Source organism: Saonia flava, assembly GCF_011927795.1.
In the GTDB taxonomy this organism is placed as follows: Bacteria; Bacteroidota; Bacteroidia; order Flavobacteriales; family Flavobacteriaceae; genus Saonia; species Saonia flava.
Window position 1 is genome coordinate 1,598,169 of the sequence record NZ_JAATJJ010000001.1, and the last position, 22,430, is coordinate 1,620,598.

At 37.8% G+C, this 22,430-nt stretch carries 15 protein-coding genes and 1 tRNA gene; 3 read left to right on the forward strand and 13 right to left on the reverse strand.

What is annotated here, in order from left to right; translation table 11 throughout:
• Positions 1-30: 30 nt before the first annotated feature.
• The 8 genes from GGR42_RS07070 to GGR42_RS07105 are packed head-to-tail and all read right to left on the reverse strand — an operon-like array spanning position 31 to position 11,684.
• Complete coding sequence (locus GGR42_RS07070) at positions 31-1,854, reverse strand: cytochrome c oxidase subunit I (RefSeq protein WP_167962276.1); 1,824 nt, start codon at positions 1,852-1,854, stop codon at positions 31-33.
• 38 nt (positions 1,855-1,892) lie between these two features.
• On the reverse strand, positions 1,893-2,948 hold the full coding sequence (locus GGR42_RS07075; RefSeq protein ID WP_167962278.1) for a cytochrome c oxidase subunit II: 1,056 nt from the start codon (positions 2,946-2,948) through the stop codon (positions 1,893-1,895).
• A 30-nt stretch (positions 2,949-2,978) separates the two neighbouring features.
• Positions 2,979-4,331: a quinol:cytochrome C oxidoreductase gene (locus GGR42_RS07080; protein WP_167962280.1), complete on the reverse strand. Its 1,353-nt coding sequence runs from the start codon at positions 4,329-4,331 to the stop codon at positions 2,979-2,981.
• Between the two features lie 18 nt (positions 4,332-4,349).
• Positions 4,350-4,910 (reverse strand): c-type cytochrome, encoded by a 561-nt coding sequence (locus GGR42_RS07085; protein WP_167962282.1) that lies wholly within the window; start codon positions 4,908-4,910, stop codon positions 4,350-4,352.
• Between the two features lie 14 nt (positions 4,911-4,924).
• A complete protein-coding gene (locus GGR42_RS07090) occupies positions 4,925-5,446 on the reverse strand; it encodes a DUF3341 domain-containing protein (RefSeq protein WP_167962284.1) in 522 nt (173 codons plus the stop codon).
• Between the two features lies 1 nt (position 5,447).
• On the reverse strand, positions 5,448-7,175 hold the full coding sequence (nrfD, locus tag GGR42_RS07095; RefSeq protein WP_167962286.1) for an NrfD/PsrC family molybdoenzyme membrane anchor subunit: 1,728 nt from the start codon (positions 7,173-7,175) through the stop codon (positions 5,448-5,450).
• Between the two features lie 37 nt (positions 7,176-7,212).
• Entirely contained in the window at positions 7,213-10,314 is a 3,102-nt protein-coding gene (locus GGR42_RS07100) for a TAT-variant-translocated molybdopterin oxidoreductase (RefSeq protein WP_167962288.1), read from the reverse strand.
• A gap of 35 nt (positions 10,315-10,349) precedes the next feature.
• Positions 10,350-11,684, reverse strand: coding sequence for a c-type cytochrome (locus GGR42_RS07105; RefSeq protein ID WP_167962290.1), 1,335 nt, complete (start codon positions 11,682-11,684; stop codon positions 10,350-10,352).
• Positions 11,685-11,916: 232 nt separating this feature from the next.
• Here GGR42_RS07105 and GGR42_RS07110 point away from each other — a divergent pair, with 232 nt between their 5' ends.
• Complete coding sequence (locus GGR42_RS07110; protein ID WP_167962292.1) at positions 11,917-12,288, forward strand: SPOR domain-containing protein; 372 nt, start codon at positions 11,917-11,919, stop codon at positions 12,286-12,288.
• 42 nt (positions 12,289-12,330) lie between these two features.
• Here GGR42_RS07110 and infB read toward each other — a convergent pair whose 3' ends face one another.
• The 3 genes from infB to rimP are packed head-to-tail and all read right to left on the reverse strand — an operon-like array spanning position 12,331 to position 16,774.
• Positions 12,331-15,024: a translation initiation factor IF-2 gene (infB, locus tag GGR42_RS07115; protein WP_167962294.1), complete on the reverse strand. Its 2,694-nt coding sequence runs from the start codon at positions 15,022-15,024 to the stop codon at positions 12,331-12,333.
• Between the two features lie 43 nt (positions 15,025-15,067).
• Positions 15,068-16,300 (reverse strand): transcription termination factor NusA, encoded by a 1,233-nt coding sequence (gene nusA, locus GGR42_RS07120; RefSeq protein WP_167962296.1) that lies wholly within the window; start codon positions 16,298-16,300, stop codon positions 15,068-15,070.
• Positions 16,301-16,312: 12 nt separating this feature from the next.
• Positions 16,313-16,774, reverse strand: a complete 462-nt coding sequence (gene rimP, locus GGR42_RS07125; RefSeq protein WP_167962298.1) for a ribosome assembly cofactor RimP — start codon at positions 16,772-16,774, stop codon at positions 16,313-16,315.
• Between the two features lie 196 nt (positions 16,775-16,970).
• Here rimP and GGR42_RS07130 point away from each other — a divergent pair, with 196 nt between their 5' ends.
• On the forward strand, positions 16,971-18,239 hold the full coding sequence (locus GGR42_RS07130; RefSeq protein ID WP_167962300.1) for a cation:proton antiporter domain-containing protein: 1,269 nt from the start codon (positions 16,971-16,973) through the stop codon (positions 18,237-18,239).
• Positions 18,240-18,304: 65 nt separating this feature from the next.
• Here GGR42_RS07130 and GGR42_RS07135 read toward each other — a convergent pair whose 3' ends face one another.
• The gene (locus GGR42_RS07135; protein ID WP_209023934.1) at positions 18,305-18,586 is read right to left on the reverse strand and encodes a hypothetical protein; all 282 of its coding nucleotides are present in this window, start codon (positions 18,584-18,586) and stop codon (positions 18,305-18,307) included.
• Between the two features lie 234 nt (positions 18,587-18,820).
• A tRNA-Gln gene (locus GGR42_RS07140) sits at positions 18,821-18,892 on the reverse strand.
• A 193-nt stretch (positions 18,893-19,085) separates the two neighbouring features.
• Here GGR42_RS07140 and GGR42_RS07145 point away from each other — a divergent pair.
• Positions 19,086-22,424, forward strand: coding sequence for a glycosyltransferase family 117 protein (locus GGR42_RS07145; RefSeq protein WP_167962302.1), 3,339 nt, complete (start codon positions 19,086-19,088; stop codon positions 22,422-22,424).
• Positions 22,425-22,430: the final 6 nt, after the last annotated feature.

The window sequence follows — 22,430 nt, forward strand, 5'->3', positions numbered from 1 at the left end:
GACGGGCTTTTGATTTATAGTTATAATAAGTTAGTGCTGCAACTCTTCCTCATTCTCTTGTAAAGGAACATTCTGTGGAACAAAATCTTGACCTGGTATAATATATTCCCCATTCTCGTAGGTTTTGCTATAATCATACGCCCAACGATGGACATGCGGAATTTCACCTGGCCAGTTTCCATGTATATGCTCTTGAGGGGCTGTCCATTCCAATGTGTTAGACTTCCATGGGTTTTGGGCACCTTTCTTACCGTAGAAAATACTACTGATAAAATTGTATAAAAATACCAACTGAGCTGCACCGGCTATCAATGCGAACACCGTAATAAGCACATTTACATCTGTTAATTCATCAAACAAAGGAAATGCCGTGTTTTCATAGTAACGCCTTGGCACACCTGCCATACCCACAAAGTGCATTGGGAAGAAAACTCCATAAGCACAAACTGCGGTTATCCAGAAATGGACATATCCCAAATTCTTATTCATCATTTTACCTTCAAACATTTTTGGGAACCAATGATATACCCCAGCAAACAGACCATAAAGTGCTGATATTCCCATTACCAAATGGAAGTGGGCAACCACAAAATACGTATCATGAACATTAATATCCAAAGTACTATCTCCAAGAACTATTCCAGTTAGCCCCCCGGTAATGAAGGTTGAAACCAGACCAATTGAAAACAACATTCCAGGATTTAATTGAAGATTTCCCTTCCATAATGTAGTAATGTAATTAAATGCCTTTACAGCAGAGGGTATAGCAATCAACAAAGTTGTGAAAGTAAATACCGAACCTAAGAAAGGATTCATTCCAGATATAAACATATGGTGACCCCATACGATTGTGGACAAAAAGGCAATTGCCAAAATTGAGGCAACCATTGCTCTATATCCAAAAATAGGTTTACGCGCATTGGTGGACATAACTTCTGACGTTATACCCAATGCAGGCAATAATACAATATACACTTCTGGGTGTCCCAAGAACCAGAATAAATGCTCATATAATACCGGCGAACCTCCTTGGTAGTGTAATACTTCTCCTTGTATAAAAATATCCGATAAGAAGAATGATGTTCCAAAACTTCTATCCATGATAAGCAATAAGGCTGCAGACAAAAGTACTGGGAACGATATTACCCCAATAACCGCAGTTACAAAAAATGCCCATATTGTCAAGGGTAATCTTGTCATAGACATTCCCTTTGTTCTTAGATTAAGGACGGTAACAATGTAGTTTAGCGACCCCAATAAGGAAGATGCAATGAATATTGCCATAGACACCAACCAAAGTGTCATTCCCATTCCAGAACCTGCTTGTGCCATTGGCAAGGCACTCAATGGTGGATAAACCGTCCATCCTGCCGATGCCGGACCAGCCTCTACAAAAAGAGAAATTACCATGATAACACTGGACAAAAAGAACAACCAGTAGGATATCATATTTAAAAAGCCTGAAGCCATATCCCTTGCACCAATTTGCAATGGAATAAGAAGGTTACTAAAAGTACCACTTAAACCGGCTGTAAGTACAAAAAACACCATGATGGTTCCATGAATAGTAACCAAAGACAAATAGATATCTGCATCCATTACCCCATCTGGGGCCCATCTACCTAATATTGTTTCAAATATTGGGAAGGATTCCCCTGGCCAAGCTAGTTGCATTCTAAACATCAATGACATGGCTATACCAATGAATCCCATAATCAAACCAGTGATCAAATACTGTTTTGAAATCATTTTATGGTCTTGACTAAATATATATTTAGTTACAAAGGTCTCCTTATGATGATGTCCATGATCATCATGTGCGTGATCATCTCCGTGTTCGTGTCCTGTTGACATAATCAAATATGCTTTTTATATTATTTTTAAAGTCCTAATTATTGTGCTGCAATCGTCTGTCCAAACTTTTGTTGGCTTGCCATCCATGCATTGTATTCTTCTTCTGTCTCAACTATAATTTTCATTTGCATATTATAATGAGACTTTCCACAAATCTTATTACAAAGAAGAAGGTAATCAAATTCCCAAGGATCAGAATTTGGCTCACCATTTGCCGCCTTTTCTGCTCTAATCGCATTTGTTCTTTTAACCTTATCTACAACATCCGGATTTTGTCTCATATCCACGGTTGTAATGGTTGGCGTAAAAGAAAACTCGGTTATCATTCCAGGCACACAGTTCATTTGAGCCCTAAAATGGGGCATATATGCTGAATGCAATACATCTTGTGAACGGAACCTAAAATTGACTTTTCTGCCAACAGGTAAATGAAGTTCCTTAACTATAACATCATCAGATGCATTAGGGTCGGACTCATCCAAGCCTAAAATATTTGCACGATCAATATCTATCATTCTAACGTTGGCATCACCTAAAACGTTATCATCACCACCATACCTAGCAGTCCAATTAAATTGTTGGGCATACAATTCCACTATCAATGGATCATCCTCATCATTTACATCCATAATATTGGTCCAAGTATACAATCCCCATAAAATTAAACCCGCCAAAACAATTACAGGAATAATGGTCCATATTAGCTCCAATCTATCATTATCAGCATAAAAAAGTGCCTTCTTACCAGTTTCTCCTCTGTACTTATACCCAAAATAATGCAATAAAGCCTGGGTAATGGTCTGCACAAAAAAGATGATGATAAATGATACCAACATTAATTGATCATATCCTCCTCCATGTTCAGAAGCAGCTTCTGGCAATAAAAACTTACTGTATTTCCAAAAACTAAAAATGGTAATTGCATAGATAAATATTAAAAATGCAAACAGTAGATAGCCATTGGTCTTGTTGTCCGAGTCGTTAGCTACTTGCGAATTCTCTGTACTATATTGAGACAATTCAAATATTTTGGTCATTTGCCAAATTGCAATTGCCACTAATATTAAAACAGCTATGGTTAATAATGCAGTCATTGTATGGTCGTAATTATACTTTAAAACTTATTAATAATGAAAATGCTTACTTTCCTCAATAAAAGGATTTCGTTTTGGTTGCAACGGTGCTTTTGTCAACGCCCTGAATACCCAGAAAATAAACAATCCCGCAAAAAACAATACTGAGCTTATTTCTGAAATACCTATTCCCCACTGGTCACCCACTGTTGCTGGCATTATCATATTGAAAATATCCAAATAGTGTCCCGCAAGTATAACTATACCAGCCATAATCACGAACCAGTTGATTCTTTTATAATCACTGTTCATCAACAACAATAGTGGGAACACAAAGTTCATGGCTATCATTCCAAAAAATGGAAGTCTGTAATCCTGGATTCTAGTCACAAAATAGGTAACCTCTTCAGGAATGTTAGCATACCAAATCAACATAAATTGGGCAAACCATAAATAGGTCCAGAAAATACTAATTCCGAACATGAATTTTGCCAAATCATGAATGTGGCTATCATTTACTTGCTCTAAATATCCTTTTGATTTTAAGTAAATGGTAACCATAGCGATCACTGTGATACCAGATACGAACATACTGGCAAACACATACCAACCAAACAAGGTACTAAACCAGTGTGGATCTACACTCATAATCCAATCCCAAGACATCATGGATTCGGATATTAAATAGAATACCAAAAATGCCGCAGAAATTCTAAAGTTTTTTACAAAATTGGAATTGTCATTGGACTCATCTTGAGCTAGTGAAAACTTTCTAGAGAATTCACGGTACAAAATCCAACCTCCCAAAAAGATAACCGCTCTTATTAAAAAGAATGTTGGATCTAAATATCCTGCTTTTCCTTGTAATAGTTTATCATGTGCCACCACATCAGCATCCATCCATACAAACATATGGTTCATGTGCATTACAGAGAGCACCAATAAAACAAATACAATAATTCCCCCAGGAACCAAATAGGCGGTTATGCCTTCCATCACCCTAAATAATAGGGGCGACCACCCAGCTTGAGCGGCACGTTGAATTGCATAAAATGCCAATACACCCAGCGCAATCATCATAAAAAAGAAAGCTGCAATATATAGTGCAGACCAAGGTCTATTCTGTAACTGGTGCAATAAATGCTCGTCATGAGATGCATCATGACCTTCCTCATGATGTTCCAATACCTCTCCGTGTGCATTGGTTTCACCGTGTGCAACCACTTCTTCATGAGCCTCTTCAACGGCATGGGAATCCCCATGCTCATCTCCATGTGCAGCCACCTTGGCCTTGGCTTCTTCAACGGTACTTGGTGCAGATACAAAACCAATTCCTATACCCATCACTCCAACAGCCATTAGAATGAAGGAAGCAATTCTTAATCTATTTGAAAACGTGTACATATTACTATTGTCTATGTATTATTTTGTTAAATCTTGTTTCAATTTCACAACATACTCGGAAACTTGCCAACGCTCTTTGTGGTTTAATTGACCAGCATAAGAACCCATAGAGTTTAATCCGTAATAAATTGTATGATAGGTACTGCCTACAGTAATATTTCTAGCAGCATCTGCATAAGTGGGCACACCCAATATTTTTTCCCTTTTCACCAAATTACCCTGACCATCCCCTTTAGAGCCATGGCAAACGGCACAATATATATCGTATAACTCCTTCCCAACAGAAAGGTTTTCATCAATCTTAAGTGAATCCAATGGGCTAATGGCCAATATGGACATTTCTTTTCCTTCTGGTGTATTTTCCAAACTATATGGGAAAGCACCTCTTGGAATAGTGTTTGCTACCGGTTGCATAGCCTCCATTTGTCCTGGTAAAAAATCTATCTGCCCATAGGTTTCATACCCAACCGGAACATACATGTTCGGCATAAATTGATAGTTTCGACTATTCTTGTTAGAACAGGCTGAAACAAGAACAACCAACCCAAAAACCAATCCTATTTTCTTAAAACTATTCATAGTATTATTATAGACTACTTATCTGAAATATTAACTTCTACAGCACCTGTATTTAATAACAGCTCCTCTAATTCCTTTTCATTACCATGAACTCCAATTTCCATTACAAAATGATCATCTGTAGTTCTTACATCTGGATTTTCAGCTTTTTTAAAGGGCCACAATCTACTCCTTAAGTAAAATGTGATTACCATTAAATGCGCAGCAAAAAATACAGTCAACTCAAACATTATAGGAACAAAAGCCGGCATGTTTTCTATGTAACTAAAACTTGGTTTACCACCAATGTCCTGTGGCCAATCACTGATCATGATATAATTCATCATAACAATTGCTACCGTAAGTCCTAAACATCCGTACATAAAAGAAGTAATGGCTATTCTAGTGGGTGCAAGCCCCATAGCTTTATCCAATCCATGAACTGGAAATGGGCAATACACTTCTTCAATATGATGTTTGGCAGCTTTTACCTCCTTGACAGCATGCATCAACACATCGTCGTCGTTATAATACGCCTGTATAACTTTAGATGCCATATTAATTTTTCTTGTTTAATTTTTTTGCTTGACCAGCCCAATCATCTCTTTGTGCCCTACCTGGGAACGATTCCGTTATAGAATCCAATAAATCATATTCCTTCTTCGTCATTTTGCTTACTTGCTCAAACTTGAATATTCCAATCTGATTTAATGTCTTTTCCATCTGTGGGCCTATTCCTTTCACCTTTTTCAAATCATCTGGAGTATCTTTCGAAGCATCGAAAACACCCAAAGAACCCAAAAGATTTGATACTTTACTTTCCGAATCACCTACTGGCTTTTCTTCTGATGTAACTTTTGCTTTCTTAACAGATCCTTTCTTTTCAATAGTATATAAAGGCTGACCAGCATCTCTTAATTTTTTATAACGCTCCCCAGAGGATTTCAAAATTGACTTTACTTCAGCCTGTGCAATTACAGGGAATGTTCTTGCATACAATAAGAAAAGAACAAAGAAAAAACCAATAGTACCTATAAAGATTCCTATATCCACAAATGTCGGCGAGAACATAGTCCATGAAGATGGTAAATAATCCCTGTGCAAAGAAGTCACAATAATCACAAAACGCTCAAACCACATTCCAATATTAACCACAATGGAAATAAAGAAAGAAAACATAATACTTGTTCTAAGTTTCTTAAACCACATAAATTGAGGTGAGAATACATTACAAGTCATCATTGCCCAATACGCCCACCAGTAAGGTCCGGTCGCTCTATTTAAGAATGCATACTGTTCATATTCAACACCAGAATACCAAGCCATAAACAACTCTGTAATATAAGCACAGCCCACTATAGAACCCGTAATCATGATTACAATGTTCATTAATTCAATATGTTGTACAGTAATATAAGCTTCTAAATGGCACACTTTTCTCATAATGATAAGCAAAGTATTTACCATCGCAAATCCTGAGAAAATAGCACCCGCCACAAAATATGGAGGGAAAATAGTTGTATGCCAACCAGGAATTACGGACGTAGCAAAGTCAAACGATACAATAGTATGTACAGAAAGTACCAAAGGTGTTGCTAAACCGGCCAATACCAATGAAACCTCCTCAAAACGTTGCCAATCTTTTGCACGACCGCTCCAACCAAAACTCAACAAACTATATATTTTCTTCTGGAAAGGCAATACCGCTCTATCTCGAATCATTGCAAAATCAGGCAACAGACCCGTCCACCAGAACACCAATGAAACGGATAGGTATGTAGAAATTGCAAATACATCCCAAAGTAGTGGCGAGTTAAAATTCACCCACAAAGAACCAAACTGGTTAGGGATTGGTAACACCCAGTATCCCAACCATGGACGACCCATGTGAATAATTGGAAATAAGCCTGCCTGTACCACAGAGAAAATGGTCATTGCCTCTGCAGAACGGTTAATTGCCATTCTCCACTTTTGTCTAAACAAGAGCAATACAGCAGAGATTAGGGTACCCGCATGACCGATACCTACCCACCAAACAAAATTGGTAATATCCCAGGCCCAGCCCACGGTTTTATTCAATCCCCAAGTCCCAATACCTGTTGAAATGGTATATAAGATACAACCAACACCCCAAAGGAATGCTACCAAGGCAATAGAAAAGACAATCCACCATTGTTTATCGGCTCTTCCCTCAACCGGTGCTGCAATATCAACGCTTACATCATGGTAGCCCTTGTCTCCAAGTACTAAGGGTTTTCGTATAGGTGCTTCGTAATGCGACGCCATAATTTATATTAAAGTTACTTGCTTTATTTTTTTTTGATTATGCTTCGTTTGTATTTCTCACTTTTACATGATAGAATACATTGGGTTTTGTTCCCACATGCTCCAATAAATGGTACATACGGTCACTTTCCTTTAACTCAACAATCTTACTTTCTTTATCATTTACATCTCCAAATACCATAGCTCCTGAGCTACAAGCAGCTGAACATGCTGTTTGGAATTCACCATCCTTAATCTCTCTACCATCTCGCTTGGCATCTAAAATTGTCTTTTGTGTCATTTGAATACACATAGAACACTTTTCCATTACACCACGAGACCTTACATTCACATCTGGGTTAATAACCATTTTACCCAGATCATTGTTCATATTATAATCAAACTCATCATTGTTGTTATACAAGAACCAGTTGAATCTACGAACTTTATAAGGACAGTTATTTGCACAATATCTTGTACCCACACATCTGTTATATGCCATATGGTTTTGCCCTTGACGGCTATGTGATGTAGCGGCAACAGGACAAACAGTCTCACAAGGAGCATGGTTACAGTGCTGACACATAACAGGCTGGAATGCCACCTGAGGATTCTCTGATGGATCCTCCATTTGACCGAAACCATCCAAGCTACCATTTTCACCCCAAAGGCCATCTAAACTGTCTTTCTTAGCATTATCTCCCTCAAAACTTTCCTCCGAAGAATAATATCTGTCAATACGCAACCAGTGCATATCCCTAGACTTCCTAACTTCCTCTTTACCAACTACAGGAACATTGTTCTCTGCGTGACAAGCAATGACACAAGCGCCACACCCTGTACATGCATTTAAATCAATGGATAAATTAAAATGATGTCCTACAGAACGATCAAAATCATCCCAAAGACTGACTTCTGTAGCCGCTACTTCATTATGGTTTAATGAAACCTGAGGAACAGGATTCCATTCTGCATGGTCTTTGGTATTAAATACCTCTAAGGATGTTTCCTTAATGATATCTCCCCTGCCCATTAAAGTTTTATGTAACTGGACACATGCAAACTCGTGCATTCCAGTTGATTTTTCAATTGTGGCAGACTGTATATTTGAGCATCCTTGGTACAACGCAAAAGCGTTGACACCATTCTGCATTTCTTCTTTCATTCCTACTTTCTTGCCATAACCAAAAGAAAGCCCCAAAGAACCTTTTGCTTGGCCAGGCTGAATAATTACAGGAACATTCTCCAATGTAACTCCATTCACCGTTAATTTAACATAACTACCATCCAAACCACCATTGGCAACATTTTCATTAACCAATTCCAAATCTTCGGCATCAGCCTTAGAAACAGTGACATAGTTATCCCAAGAAACTCTTGTAATTGGATCTGGGAATTCTTGCAGCCATGGATTACTTGCTTGTTGACCATCTCCCATTCCTACCTTAGAATACAGAGTAAGTTCCATTCCTGAACTTTTTGAACCAGCCAAATTACGTACGGCCGATGCTATGGGAGCAACAGAAACAGCTTCTTCTTGCAGAACAGAAACAGCTTCTTCCTCAGCTTCAACAACAGCAACAAAAGCACCATCCTGTAATGCCTTGTTCCACTCGCCCCCATTCAAGATAGACGAATTCCAGTTTTCCTTAACATAATCGTAATAGCCTTTATCACTACCCATCCACTGCAACAAAGCAGTCTGAAACTGTCTGGTATCAAACAATTCCTTAATAGTTGGTTGCGCTAAACTATAATATCCTTTTTTAACTTCAGCATCTCCCCAAGATTCCAAATAATGTGATGCAGCCCCAACATATTGGGAAATTTCTGTTGTTTCATTCTTATTCAATGAAAAAGCAACAGATAAATCAACATTTTTAATTCCCTCAGCAAAATCAGCCGCATTTGGTAATGAGTACATTGGATTGACACCGTCCATAATCAGCGCACCAACTTTACCCGCTTTCATATCGGCTATAAGAGCATTCACAGCCTTTACATTTCCTTGTCTTATGTATTTCGGAGAAACAACATCATAAGCTTTACTGCTCAACATTTCATTAATGGCCAAAACAACTGCTTGGGCATTCTCATCATCAAGACCCGTAACAACAACAGCACCAGCACCTGCTTTTCCTATTTCTTTTACAATACCATCTAGCGATTTCTCAACACTTTCTGATATATCACCACTAACATTGCTTCCATTTAACTTCCCATATAGCTTAGCTAAAGCAACTTTTTGTTGAGAGGGGGTCAAAGGAATTCTTTTGTCCGCATTTGCTCCAGAAAGAGACATATTAGACTCTATCTGAATATGTCGTGACATTTTCCCATGATGGGGCACACGCCCTTTTGCATAACCACTATCATAACCTCCACCTTGCCAATCTCCAAGAAAATCAGCTCCAAAAGAAACTATAAGCTCAGCTTTCTCAAAATCATAATCCGCCAAAGCCCTTTTACCATATTTAGCTTCAAAAGCATTTAACGCGGCATCTTCCGAAATAGCATCATAAATAACATGATTCACATTTCCGTTTGCCTCAGCAAACTCAGAAATCAGTTTAGAGGTAGATGGACTAGCATAGGTTTGCGTCAATAAAGCAACTTGCTTTCCAGAGCTTTGCAACCCAGCCAGTTTTGCTTTTACAGTAGCATCTATAACTGCCCATTGTACAGACTCTCCATTTGCTGAAGGTCCCTGCAAACGTGTACTATCATATAACGACAAAACCGATGCTTGGACACGTGCATTTGCACCGCCCATAACTTTGGCATCCGTATTATTTTCAATTTTTATAGGACGACCTTCCCTTGTTTTAACCAAAACACTGGCAAAATCAAATCCGTTTGCAATAGTTGTTGCATAATAATTGGCAACACCAGGAACTATACTTTCCGGTTGCACCACATATGGGATAGACTTGATAACAGGACCCTCACACGCAGCCATTGTAGCTGCAGCCGTACTAAATCCTACATACTTTAAAAAATCCCTTCTATTTGTACTTGTTGATGCAAGAGTTTCTTTATCTCCCAAAAATTCATCAACAGGAATTTCCTGCACAAATTCGTTCTGTCTTAGCGTCTCAACAATGGAATCGTTGGGATTTAACTCCGCTTCGCTTTTCCAATATTTTTTGTTTGATGCCATACGATATATCTGAAATTAGCTCCTTTTAGTTTTGATTAATAGTGACACTTTCCACATTCGAGGCCACCCATTTGTGCAGCTGTCAATTGCTCTACACCATATTTCTTAGAAAGCTCTGCATGTATTTTATCATAATACGCATTACCCTCCACCTTTACATTGGTTTCCCTATGACAATTGATGCACCACCCCATTGTTAATGGAGAATACTGTTCCACAACTTCCATTTCCTCAACAGGACCATGACAAGTTTGACACTCAATTCCAGCAACAGAAACATGTTGTGAATGATTGAAATAGGCAAAATCCGGTAAATTGTGAATCCTTACCCATTCAACAGCTTTAGACTCACCTGAATATTTTTGATTTTCTTCATCCCATCCCACGGCAGCGTACAATTTCTTGATCTCTCCAGTGTAAAAATCATTGGTATACCCATTCGCAATATCCTCCTTACTAGGCCCTTCAGGATTACCTTGATATTGATAAATAGATTTATGACAGTTCATACATACATTTAAAGCAGGTATACCCGAAGTCTTGGAAACCCTTGCCGAAGAGTGACAATATTTACACTCTATCTTATTATCGCCAGCATGCACCTTATGAGAAAAATGAATTGGTTGAACAGGTGCGTATCCTTGATCCACCCCAACCTGCATCATCCAACCATACGCAAAATAGGCACTTCCCAATAAAAGAAAAATAGCCGTAACCAATACCAAAAATTGGTTCTTCACAAAAGCTTTCCAAATAGGCAATCTTTTCTCCTTTTCTTTTTCCAAATCAACACCATTGGCCGCAGCAATACGCCTTAAGGTTTTGTTCACCAAAAACAGCATTAACACCAAAAGACCAAAAATAAGTGCCAAGGCCCCCAAAATCAATTCATTTGAAATCCCAGAAGACCCTGTGGTAGCAGAACCATTGACCACTCCCGTTGCAGCTGCCACTGGAGTAGCCGGCTCTGCAGCAGTATAAGCCAGAATATGGTCTATGTCCTCATTGGAAAGCGTAGGAAATGGCGTCATTGCCGCCTGATTATATTCATTGTACACCTTATTGGCGTAAGCATCCCCAGATTTAATTACTCCAGGACTATTTTTTATCCAGGCATTTAGCCATTCGCGATCCAATCCTTCATCTTCAGAAAGACGAGTTTCCACATTGCGCAAGGCCGGCCCTGTCATCTTACGGTCTAGTGAGTGACAAGCAGCACAGTTTTGATTAAACAATTGTTTTCCCTTAGCTGGATCTCCAGCAGAAGTAGCATCTTGCGCAAAAAGAGAGGCTGAGAAAAACAGCAGAAACGCTACTAAGTTGATACCTAAATTTTTAGAAATTTGATTGCGGTACGGAACCTTTTTCATATTAAAAATATTTCTATCGAAATCTTGGCACGATATTTTGTGTCATATAGATATTCAACACATTTCTCGTCGTTAAAATTGACGACAAAAGTACGACATAGACTTTATTTGGGAAATGTTAAGGGATTGATAATTTATAATTTATAATAATTCTAAATAGAGTTGGATTTATTGGTTTGAAAATTAAAAAATTACATTTGTAGCATCAATATTTTTTATTAAAAAAAGAAGAATGAAAACATTTATAAAAGTACTTGTAATTTGCTGTTTTACATCTTTTGGTTTGGCACAGGAAGGTGTTGTTACCATTGAGCAAGATGAAAAAATAGACAAACTATTGGACATCTATAAATCAGTCAACGAAAGCTCAGAACTATATAGAATACAGGTGTTTTTTGGTTCTCACAGTGGAGCCCAAGAAATTAAATCACAGGTAGAGATAGATTTTCCGGGATGGTACTCCAAAATAGATTTTGAATCTCCAAGTTATAGGGTTAGAGTAGGTCGTTTTTCTACAAAACTAGAAGCAGAGCGAAGGCTTATTGAGGTACGAAAAAAATACCCGAGTGCAATGCTCTTAAAACCAGAAAAAACGACCAAATAGGTCGTTTTTTTCTTTTATATCTGTAAGATTTATAATTAAACCTTATAATTTTTTCTTTACAGCAACTTCTTGGAAGGATTCAACAATATCCCCTTCTTTTATATCATTGTAGTTCTTAATCTGCAAACCACAATCATATCCTTTGGAAACATCTTTGACATCATCCTTAAAGCGTTTTAGGGAAGCAAGTTCTCCAGTATAAATAACTACACCATCACGAATAAGACGGATACTAGTATTTCTATATATCTTGCCACTAGTAACCATACATCCAGCAATGGTACCTACCTTAGATATCTTAAAGGTCTCCCTTATTTCTGCATTACCTGTAATCTCTTCTTTCATTTCAGGAGAAAGCATTCCTTCCATGGCATCCTTAAGATCATTGATTGCATCATAAATAATGGAATACATCCTAATGTCAATTTCTTCCTTATCTGCAATATCCCTAGCATTACCCATAGGTCTTACATTAAACCCAATAATAATGGCATCTGAAGCTGATGCCAACAACACATCGGACTCTGTAATCGCACCAACACCTTTATGAATAATATTTACTTGGATTTCCTCAGTGGATAGTTTTTGGAAAGAATCTGTCAATGCCTCAACAGAACCATCCACATCCCCTTTAAGAATCACATTCAATTCCTTAAAATCACCCAATGCTATACGACGGCCAATTTCATCCAGCGTAATATGACGTTGTGTACGAACTGATTGCTCTCGTTGTAATTGACCTCTTTTAGCGGCAATTTGCTTGGCCTCCCTTTCATCTTCCAAAACATTGAAGCGATCACCTGCTTGTGGCGCACCATCCAGTCCCAAAATAGAAATTGGTGTTGCTGGGCCAGCTTTCTTCACAATTTTTCCTCGCTCATCGTGCATGGCCTTCACCTTACCACTCGTGGTACCCGCTAAAACATAATCCCCTATTTCCAAAGTACCTGCCTGCACCAAAATAGTGGAAACATAACCTCTACCTTTATCCAAAAATGCCTCAACAACAGTTCCTGTTGCCAATCGTTCTGGATTTGCTTTTAATTCCAAGAGTTCAGCTTCCAACAGTACTTTCTCCAACAATTCTTTTACACCTTCACCTGTTTTAGCCGAAATATCATGGGACTGAATTTTACCTCCCCAATCTTCAACCAGCAAATTCATTTGAGCAAGACCTTCTTTTATTTTATCCGGATTTGCAGTAGGCCTATCTATTTTATTGATTGCAAAAACTATAGGAACACCAGCTGCTTGCGCATGACTTATGGCTTCCTTTGTTTGCGGCATTATGGCATCATCAGCGGCAATGACAATTATTGCAATATCAGTCACCTGGGCACCCCTGGCACGCATTGCAGTAAAGGCTTCGTGACCTGGAGTATCCAAAAATGTTATTTTTTGTCCATCCTGCAGTGTTACACCATACGCACCAATGTGCTGAGTAATACCCCCACTTTCACCCGCGATTACGTTCTCTTCTCTAATATAATCCAGCAAAGATGTTTTACCATGATCCACATGTCCCATTACGGTCACAATTGGAGCTCTTGGTTTTAAATCTTCAGGAGCATCTACCTCTTCAACAATGGATTCCTCCAAATCTGCTGTTACAAATTCTACTTCGTATCCAAATTCCTCAGCAACAATAGAAAGTGTTTCTGCATCCAAGCGTTGGTTCATGGTCACCATGATACCCAATGACATACAGGCAGAAATAATCTGAGTAGACGAAACCTCCATCATGGTCGCTACTTCATTTACAGTAACAAATTCAGTTACCTTAAGAATCTTACTTTCTAACTCTTGCTGTTCTAAGTCCTTCTCTGTTTGCTGCCTATGCTGATCTCTTTTATCTCTTCTATATTTTGCTCCCTTTCCTTTTTTGGATTTCCCTTGGAGTTTCTCTAAGGTTTCACGCACTTGCTTTTGCACATCTTCCTCCGAAGGCTCAACCTTGGGCGCAGACCCAAATCTAGGATTATTGCCTTTTCTTGCTCCAGGCCCCTTTCCTCTACCTCCACCAGCTTGTGGTCCAGTATTGCTAACTATTCTTCTTCTTCTTTTCTTCCTGTCACTATTAGCTTCTGCTGGCTTACCCTTGGGTGCTTCAACTTTCTTTTTAGGCTTTTCAAACTTAGCAAGGTCAATCTTGTCGCCCATTATTTTAGGGCCGGACAGCTTTTTGTACTTAGTTGTAAGGGTTTCCGTTTTGGGCTCTTCAGAAGCTGGCTCAACAACTTCCTTTTTAGGCTCTACCTTAGCTTTCACCACAGCTGTCTTACCCTCTTCTTTTGAAGGAGCTTCTTCTTTTTTGGCAACTTTCTTCTCCTCAGTTACTTTTTCCTCTTTTACAGGAGCAGCAACTTTCTTGGGGTTCAGGTCAATTTTACCAACAGTTTTAGGACCCGAAAGTTCAGCTTTAGCTTTTACTACTTCCTCAGCAGCAGCCCTTCTCTCTCTTGCTATTCTTCTTTCTTCTTGTTCCTCTTCCAGTTTAATCCTTATGGCTTCCTTCTCTTTCCTTTTTTCCTCACCTACTTCCTTGGACGCAACCTTCTTGCTCATGTCTGTTTGGAATTCATCCAAAAGCACTTGGTAAACTTCATTAGAAATTTTGGTAGTTGGCCTTGCCTCCACATCATGTCCCTTTGATGCAAGGAAATCCACTGCCCTATCCAATGAAATATTTAGCTCCCTAAGAACCTTATTAAGTCTTACCATTGCGTTTCCTGCCATAAATATCTATTCCTATTCAAATAATATGTTGCTAATATATAGCTTAATCTTCTAATTCTTCTTTTAGGATTCTAACAACTTCTATAATTGTTTCCTCTTCCAAATCGGTTCTTCTTACCAATTCATTCACATCTTGCTCTAATACGCTACGGGCGGTATCCATTCCAATCTTCTTGAATTCCTCTATCACCCACGCTTCTATTTCATCTGAAAATTCTGTAAGCTCAACATCTTCCTCTACACCTTCTCGGAACACATCAATCTCATAACCAGTTAATTGACCAGCCAATCTTATATTGTGCCCTCCTCTACCAATAGCTTTTGAAACCTCTTCTGGTTTTAAATAAACTTGGGCCGTCATTTTTTCATCATTCAATTTTACTGATGATACTCTTGCCGGACTCAATGCTCTTGTAACCAACAATTGCGGATTGTTTGTCCAGTTGATAACATCAATGTTTTCATTGCCTAATTCCCTAACAATTCCATGAATCCTTGAACCTTTCATACCCACACAGGCACCTACAGGGTCAATTCTGTCATCGTAAGAATCAACGGCAACTTTTGCTTTTTCGCCTGGAATACGAACTGCTTTTTTTATGGTGATCAACCCATCAAAAACCTCAGGGATTTCCTGAAAGAACAATTGTTCCAAGAACAATGGAGATGTTCTGGACATTATAATAGCAGGCTTGTTCCCTTTTAGTTCCACGCTTTCTATAATACCGCGAACATTATCTCCTTTTCGAAAAAAGTCGGCAGGTATTTGTTTATCCTTTGGAAGGATAATCTCATTCCCCTCATCATCCAATAAAATAATAGCCTTATGTCTAATATGATGAACCTCAGCAGTATATATCTCACCTTCTAAATCTTTAAACTGCTTATAGATGGTTGTATTGTCATGCTCATGGATTTTGGAAATAAGGTTTTGACGCAGTGCCAAAATGGCCCTTCTTCCCAGGTCGATTAATTTTACCTCCTCAGAAACATCCTCACCAACTTCAAAATCTGGCTCTATCTTTCGTGCTTCTGTTAATGATATTTCTTCATTTGGATCTTCCACCTCATCATCTTCTACAACAATTCTATTTCTCCATATCTCTAAATCCCCTTTATCTGGGTTAATAATGATATCAAAGTTATCATCCGAACCAAATTTCTTTTTTAGCGCATTTCTAAATACATCTTCCAAAATCGCCATAAGCGTTACTCTGTCTATGAACTTATCGTCCTTAAACTCGGAGAAAGATTCGATCAATGCAATATTTTCCATTTTGACCTACAATTAAAATTTTAATACAACTTTTGCTTCTTCAATATCAGAAATAGCAATTTCTTGTTTTTTCTGAACTGTAATTTTTCCTTTACCAACTGGCTTTGGCTCCCTAGATTTCCATTCCAATGTAATGTTATCTTCAGTAGCCGAAGTTAAGTTCCCCTCTAAACTTTTACCGTCTATCTTTACTTCTAATTTTCTTCCAATATTTTTTTTATACTGCCTTGGCAATATAATGGGCGATGTTGCCCCAGCTGAGGCTACTTCCAACGAGAAATCCTCTTCTTCCCTATCCAGGTTATGTTCAATAGCTCTACTAACGTTCATGCAATCTTGTAATGAGACCCCATGGTCGCCATCCAAAATTACTTTGATTTTATTATCCAAAGACATGGAAAAATCAATTAAAAAAATCGATTTATTTTCCGCTAAAGCGTCATTTAACAATGCCGTTACCTTATCCTTCAACATAACCTTGAATTACTTAAAAACACCCCCAAAACCGAGGTTATTGGGAATAAAAGAGGGGACATAATGTCCCCTCATGAATACTAACATATCCTTTCAGTGGCACAAAGATACAACTTTTATTTTTTTCCGCAACGCACACCTTCTCTAAAAAGATATGGGTATTTAATTGTATTTTGGAGTTTTAAACAAGCTAATTATGGAAATTCTATCATCATATAATGTTATTATTGCGGCCTCAGTTATAATTGTTCTTTCTTTCTGGTTTAATGGAATATCCAAAAAAACAAATATTCCTTCCGTTCTTATGCTTATTGTATTGGGTGTCATACTACAATATGTTCTTAAGTATTTTGTTCCAACAATGCCGGATTTGGATGGCACATTAGAGGTTTTGGGGATTGTTGGACTGATAATGATTGTTTTGGAAGCAGCATTGGAACTAGAATTAAAACGAGAAAAGCTGGTTCCCATTCTAAAATCCATGGCCATAGCCTTACTGGGACTTGTTGCTTCAGCATGGATAGCTGCCCTCATACTTTATCAATTTATCCCAAATATGACCATGCAGTCGGCATGGTTGTATGCCACTCCATTATCCATATTATCTAGTGCCATTATCATCCCTAGTGTTTCTGGTCTAAAGGAGTCCAAAAAAGAGTTCCATATCTATGAAAGCACTTTTTCTGATATTATGGGCATTATGATGTTTTACTTTTTAACATCAAGATTACACCCTACAGAAGGTTCAGGAGTAGCAGGTTTTGCAGGTACAACTTTGCTTACCATTGCAATTGCGCTCATTGCCAGTTATGCCATTATTTTGGTATTTCAAAAAATCAAAAGTCAGGCTAAACAATTTTTATTGATAGCCGTGCTGCTTTTGCTCTATGCCATTGGAAAAAAAATGCACTTGTCCTCCCTTATCATCATTCTTATTTTTGGATTGGTAATTGCCAATGTGAAATTATTCTTCCCAGGTAAAATGAAAGTTTTTTTAGAACATGATAAAATTAGTCAGATTTATCATGAGCTCCATATCATTACCCTGGAAACAGCGTTTGTTGTTCGCACTTTTTTCTTTGTGATTTTCGGGATTACGATTGCTATAACCTCTCTTTTTAGTTTAAGTGTGGCCTTGGTAAGTATATTGATCATTTTATCTATCTATGCCATTCGTTTTGTTCTGCTACGGACTTTCTTTGGCAAAGATATTCTCCCTCAACTTTTTATTGCACCAAGGGGCCTTATCACTGTATTGCTGTTCTATGCTATTCCACAGGAGGCGGAAATTGAAACCTTTGAATCTGGCATTCTCCTTTTTGTCATTATTGCCACTAGTTTAATTATGACTTGGGCCATGATTAAGGATAAAAAGAAAATGGGAAGCATGTTAGATGAGTTGGAAGAAGAATATGAAGCTAGGGAAGAAGCATATGAGGGTGAACCCACTTTGGAAGAAGAATAATCTCTTGTTAATAACGAAACCTATTCTTCAGAATTAAAAGAGCAAATACCTTACATCTTTTTTGGTTATTTTAATGCATTAAGACTATCCATTTCTTTCCTAAACCTTAAAATCATAAAGGAATCCAATTGCCTATTAATACTATCCCGTAAAACTCTCCAATTTCGGGAATTCATTTTTCCATTATATTCCGTAATCTTATTAAAATGCTCTTGATTGAACCTGTTGGCCCGCCAAGCATTTTCCGTGCTTTTCCTATGCTGCAAGTCTTGGAGGTAAATACCCACACCAAACCCAATAATAACAAGAAGCAGAATAATCTTGAGATTTTTAATGGTTAAATTCATAATACAAAACTTTAATTTTTCTGTGGGGTGCAGTTGGAAAAGACCATAATCCTAATAGGTCTATTTCTTTCACAATATATAAAACATCAGAATTTATATTACAAAAAGTGCGATAAACAGTATTTTTAATAGATTAAATAAATTCTTGCAAGCAGGATATTAAAAATATGGGTAAGACTTAATCATAATGCAAAAAAACCCGACATCAAAAAATGTCGGGTTTCTTATAACCTGTTGGCCCACAAGGACTCGAACCTTGAATGACGGTACCAAAAACCGGAGTGTTGCCAATTACACCATGGGCCAATACTATATTCGATACTAAAACCAGTTCAGCTTTCGAGCGTGCAAATTTAAAACAAAGTTTTATATGGGCAAATATTTTATTGCAATGATTTAAAAAATTAAAGACAAGTTACATGTTAAAGGTTTATCAAAATTCTATAGGCATATCTATTTTAATTAGTAAATTCGCCCCAAAGCACCAACAAAGCACTGCATGTTTTCAAAAAACTTCAAAAAATGGGACACCATCTTAGGATGGGTTGTTTTTTTTATAGCCCTTATCACTTACATTATTACCGTTGAACCTACAGGTAGTTTTTGGGACGCCGGGGAGTATATTGCCACCTCTGCAAAATTACAAGTGGGACATCCGCCAGGAGCACCTTTGTTGCAAATGATGGGTGCTTTTTTCGCCATGTTTGCCTTGGAGCCCAACCAAGTGGCTTTTATGGTTAATTTCCTATCAGGGGTATCCAGTGCATTCACCATTCTTTTTATGTTCTGGACTATTACCAATTTAACAAGAAAGTTGTTGTCCAAGGATGAAAAAATTACAAATAGCAAGGCCATTGCTATTTTGGGAAGTGGGCTTGTTGGTACATTGGCTTTTACATATTCCGATAGCTTTTGGTTCAATGCCGTGGAAACAGAAGTATATGCCATGGCCAGTTTTATTATGTCCCTACTTCTATGGATGGGACTTAAGTGGGCAGACAATTTGGACGACCCAAGAGGAAACCGTTGGTTAATCTTGATTTCTTTTGTGGTAGGATTAACATTTGGCATTCAATTTATGGGTTTTTTGGCGATTCCTACAATCGGCCTCTTGTTCTACTTTAAAAAATATAAAACCACTACTATAAAAAATTTCCTAATCGCCAATATAGCGGTTATTGCCGTGTTAATGTTAGTCTATAAATTTTCTTTGACCTATGTACTAAAACTTTTTGGCTGGAGCGAAGTTTTCTTTATTAACAATATTGGACTTCCCTTTAATTCCGGCACCTTGATAATGGGCCTTATTTTTGTTGCGGTCTTTTATTTTGGATTGCGCTATACCAAAAAGAACAATTACAAAACTGCTAACACCTTGGTGCTTTGTATTATGTTCTTGATTTTTGGTTTTTCCTCTTGGATCATGTTGCCCATACGTGCCAATGCCAATGTAGTTATTAATGAAAATGACCCATCTGATGCAAGATCTCTATTGGCCTATTACAACAGGGAACAGTATCCTGGTGTGGATAGTCCAATTTATGGCACATATTATTCCGATATGTTCGCCCCTTCCGGTGAAGATGTAGACGATAAACCCAAATACGAGAAAGATGAAGAATTAGGAAAATATGTAATAGTAAATCATTATAAAGACGCCATTCCGGGTCCCAATGAAAAACATAGAGGGGCTTTGCCAAGAATGTGGAGCGACCAAAATGCAGAAAATTACATGAAGTATTTTTTTCCTTTGGAGTTTAAAATAAAAGGTGAATACTTAAGTAACAATGACCTTAGGGGTGCTGTAAAACAATTTAAGGATGGTTATGCTAATGGCGAAATAGATACAGATCAGTATATTAAATTTTTACATGAATTCAGTGATTATATAGAAGTGTTACCACCTACTCTTGGGCAAAACATAAAATATATGTTCCAGTTTCAGTTTGGATATATGTACTGGCGTTATTTTATGTGGAATTTTGTTGGAAAGCAAAACGATGTCCAAGGTAGATATGATGACAATGGAAATTGGTTAAGCGGCATTGGTTTTGTGGACAACCTTCGACTTGGAAGTCAGGACAATTTACCTAGTGACATAAAAAATAGTAAAGGAAGAAACACTTATTTCTTTCTGCCCCTCATTTTGGGAATTATTGGATTAATTTTTCAGATATCCAAAAACCCCAAACAGTTTTGGGCATTGTTTATATTTTTTATGTTTACTGGAATAGCTATTCAATTTTATACAAATCCGGGTATTTTTCAACCAAGGGAAAGAGATTATTCTTTGGTTGGTTCTTTTTATGTATTTGCATTATGGATAGGCATTGGAGTTTATGGTCTGTTCGATGAATTCAGAAAATTTTTGACGCCAAAAATACTGGCCCCCATTTTAGTGGTGGTTTGTCTTTTGGCCGTTCCAGCAGTAATGGCCTTTCAAAATTGGGATGACCATGACAGATCTGACCGTTTTACGGCAAACTCAACGGCCAAAGCCTATTTGGATTCATGCCAAGAAAATGCAGGGGCAATTTTGTTTACTATTGGTGACAACGACACTTTCCCTCTTTGGTATGCACAAGAAATTGAAGGGTACAGAACAGACATAAGGATTGTCAATACAAGCCTTTTTGCTACGGATTGGTACATAGATCAAATGAAAAGCAAGGCCTATGAAAGCGACCCTATTCCTTCACAGTTGACCCATGAACAATACAGGTATGGCTCCAGAGATGCAATATACCTTCAAAGCCTAACGGATAGTAGGTGGGATATTAAAGATTTCATGAACTGGGTTGCAAGTGATAAGCCTCAGACAAAAATCAAACATATTATTCAACAAAATGGAGGGGATTTGAGCCAATATTCTGAGAGTTATCTGGATGTAGTTTTTTATCCTACCAACAAAATACGTATTCCCGTAAACAAGAAAAATGTTTTGGAAAGTGGTTTGGTCAAAGAAAAAGACTCGGCATCCATAGTTGAATTTATTGATATTGACCTTCCCAGCGCTTTACCAAAAAACCGAATTTTAATGTTGGACCTAATTGCCAACAATGATTGGAAACGCCCTATCTACTTCTCTGGAGGAAGTTTTGATAAAGCAGAATACATTTGGATGAAAGATTATTTACAATTGGATGGTCTGGCTTATAAATTGGTCCCAATAGAAACCAAGAACCAAAGTTCTTTTGAAATGGGAAGAATAGATAGTGACCTAATGTACAATATTGTTAAAAAATGGGACTGGGGGAATTCTGGCAGAAAGGATATTTACCACGATCCACAAACTAGAAGCCAAGGTTTATCCTTTAGAAGTAATTTGGCACGTTTGTCCGAAACATTGATCAACGAAAACAACATTGAGAAGGCCAAGGATGTCATAAACATAGCTATGGAGAATATGCCCTTGGACCAATTTGGTTTCTACGCCTTTGTAGAGCCCTTTGTGGATGGGTATTATAAAGTTGGGGAAACCTCCAAGGCCAGAGATCTTTTCGGTGGTTTAAAAACAAAATACCAAGAACGCCTTACCTATTATGCTGGTATGCCATTGGATGAGCAGTATGACAATATTGATGATATCATCACAGATATGGAAGCCTATAGACGAAATATTGATATTCTAATTAAAAATAGAGATCGGGACTTTGCCGAAAAAGAAACATTGATTTTTAATGAATTCATAGATAAGTTCAGTCACTTTTATGAGGGCAGTACATTGGAAGAAGAACTGTCTCCAACACCATTAAATGATCCAGATATGCAAGACTCAATGGAACTAGATACCATTCCCGGTGAACAACTGGACAGTCTTCTTGCTCCTGTAGAATAAGAAAAG

Excerpts from the sequence above, each read along its gene's own strand:
- GGR42_RS07145 (WP_167962302.1), top strand. The coding sequence starts at position 19,086 with ATGTTTTCAAAAAACTTCAAAAAATGGGACACCATCTTAGGATGGGTT.
- infB (WP_167962294.1), bottom strand. The coding sequence starts at position 15,024 with ATGGCAGGAAACGCAATGGTAAGACTTAATAAGGTTCTTAGGGAGCTA.
- GGR42_RS07070 (WP_167962276.1), bottom strand. The coding sequence starts at position 1,854 with ATGTCAACAGGACACGAACACGGAGATGATCACGCACATGATGATCAT.
- GGR42_RS07090 (WP_167962284.1), bottom strand. The coding sequence starts at position 5,446 with ATGGCATCTAAAGTTATACAGGCGTATTATAACGACGACGATGTGTTG.
- nrfD (WP_167962286.1), bottom strand. The coding sequence starts at position 7,175 with ATGGCGTCGCATTACGAAGCACCTATACGAAAACCCTTAGTACTTGGA.
- GGR42_RS07110 (WP_167962292.1), top strand. The coding sequence starts at position 11,917 with ATGAAAACATTTATAAAAGTACTTGTAATTTGCTGTTTTACATCTTTT.
- GGR42_RS07105 (WP_167962290.1), bottom strand. The coding sequence starts at position 11,684 with ATGAAAAAGGTTCCGTACCGCAATCAAATTTCTAAAAATTTAGGTATC.
- rimP (WP_167962298.1), bottom strand. The coding sequence starts at position 16,774 with ATGTTGAAGGATAAGGTAACGGCATTGTTAAATGACGCTTTAGCGGAA.
- GGR42_RS07100 (WP_167962288.1), bottom strand. The coding sequence starts at position 10,314 with ATGGCATCAAACAAAAAATATTGGAAAAGCGAAGCGGAGTTAAATCCC.
- GGR42_RS07135 (WP_209023934.1), bottom strand. The coding sequence starts at position 18,586 with ATGAATTTAACCATTAAAAATCTCAAGATTATTCTGCTTCTTGTTATT.
- GGR42_RS07075 (WP_167962278.1), bottom strand. The coding sequence starts at position 2,948 with ATGACTGCATTATTAACCATAGCTGTTTTAATATTAGTGGCAATTGCA.
- GGR42_RS07085 (WP_167962282.1), bottom strand. The coding sequence starts at position 4,910 with ATGAATAGTTTTAAGAAAATAGGATTGGTTTTTGGGTTGGTTGTTCTT.
- GGR42_RS07130 (WP_167962300.1), top strand. The coding sequence starts at position 16,971 with ATGGAAATTCTATCATCATATAATGTTATTATTGCGGCCTCAGTTATA.
- nusA (WP_167962296.1), bottom strand. The coding sequence starts at position 16,300 with ATGGAAAATATTGCATTGATCGAATCTTTCTCCGAGTTTAAGGACGAT.
- GGR42_RS07080 (WP_167962280.1), bottom strand. The coding sequence starts at position 4,331 with ATGTACACGTTTTCAAATAGATTAAGAATTGCTTCCTTCATTCTAATG.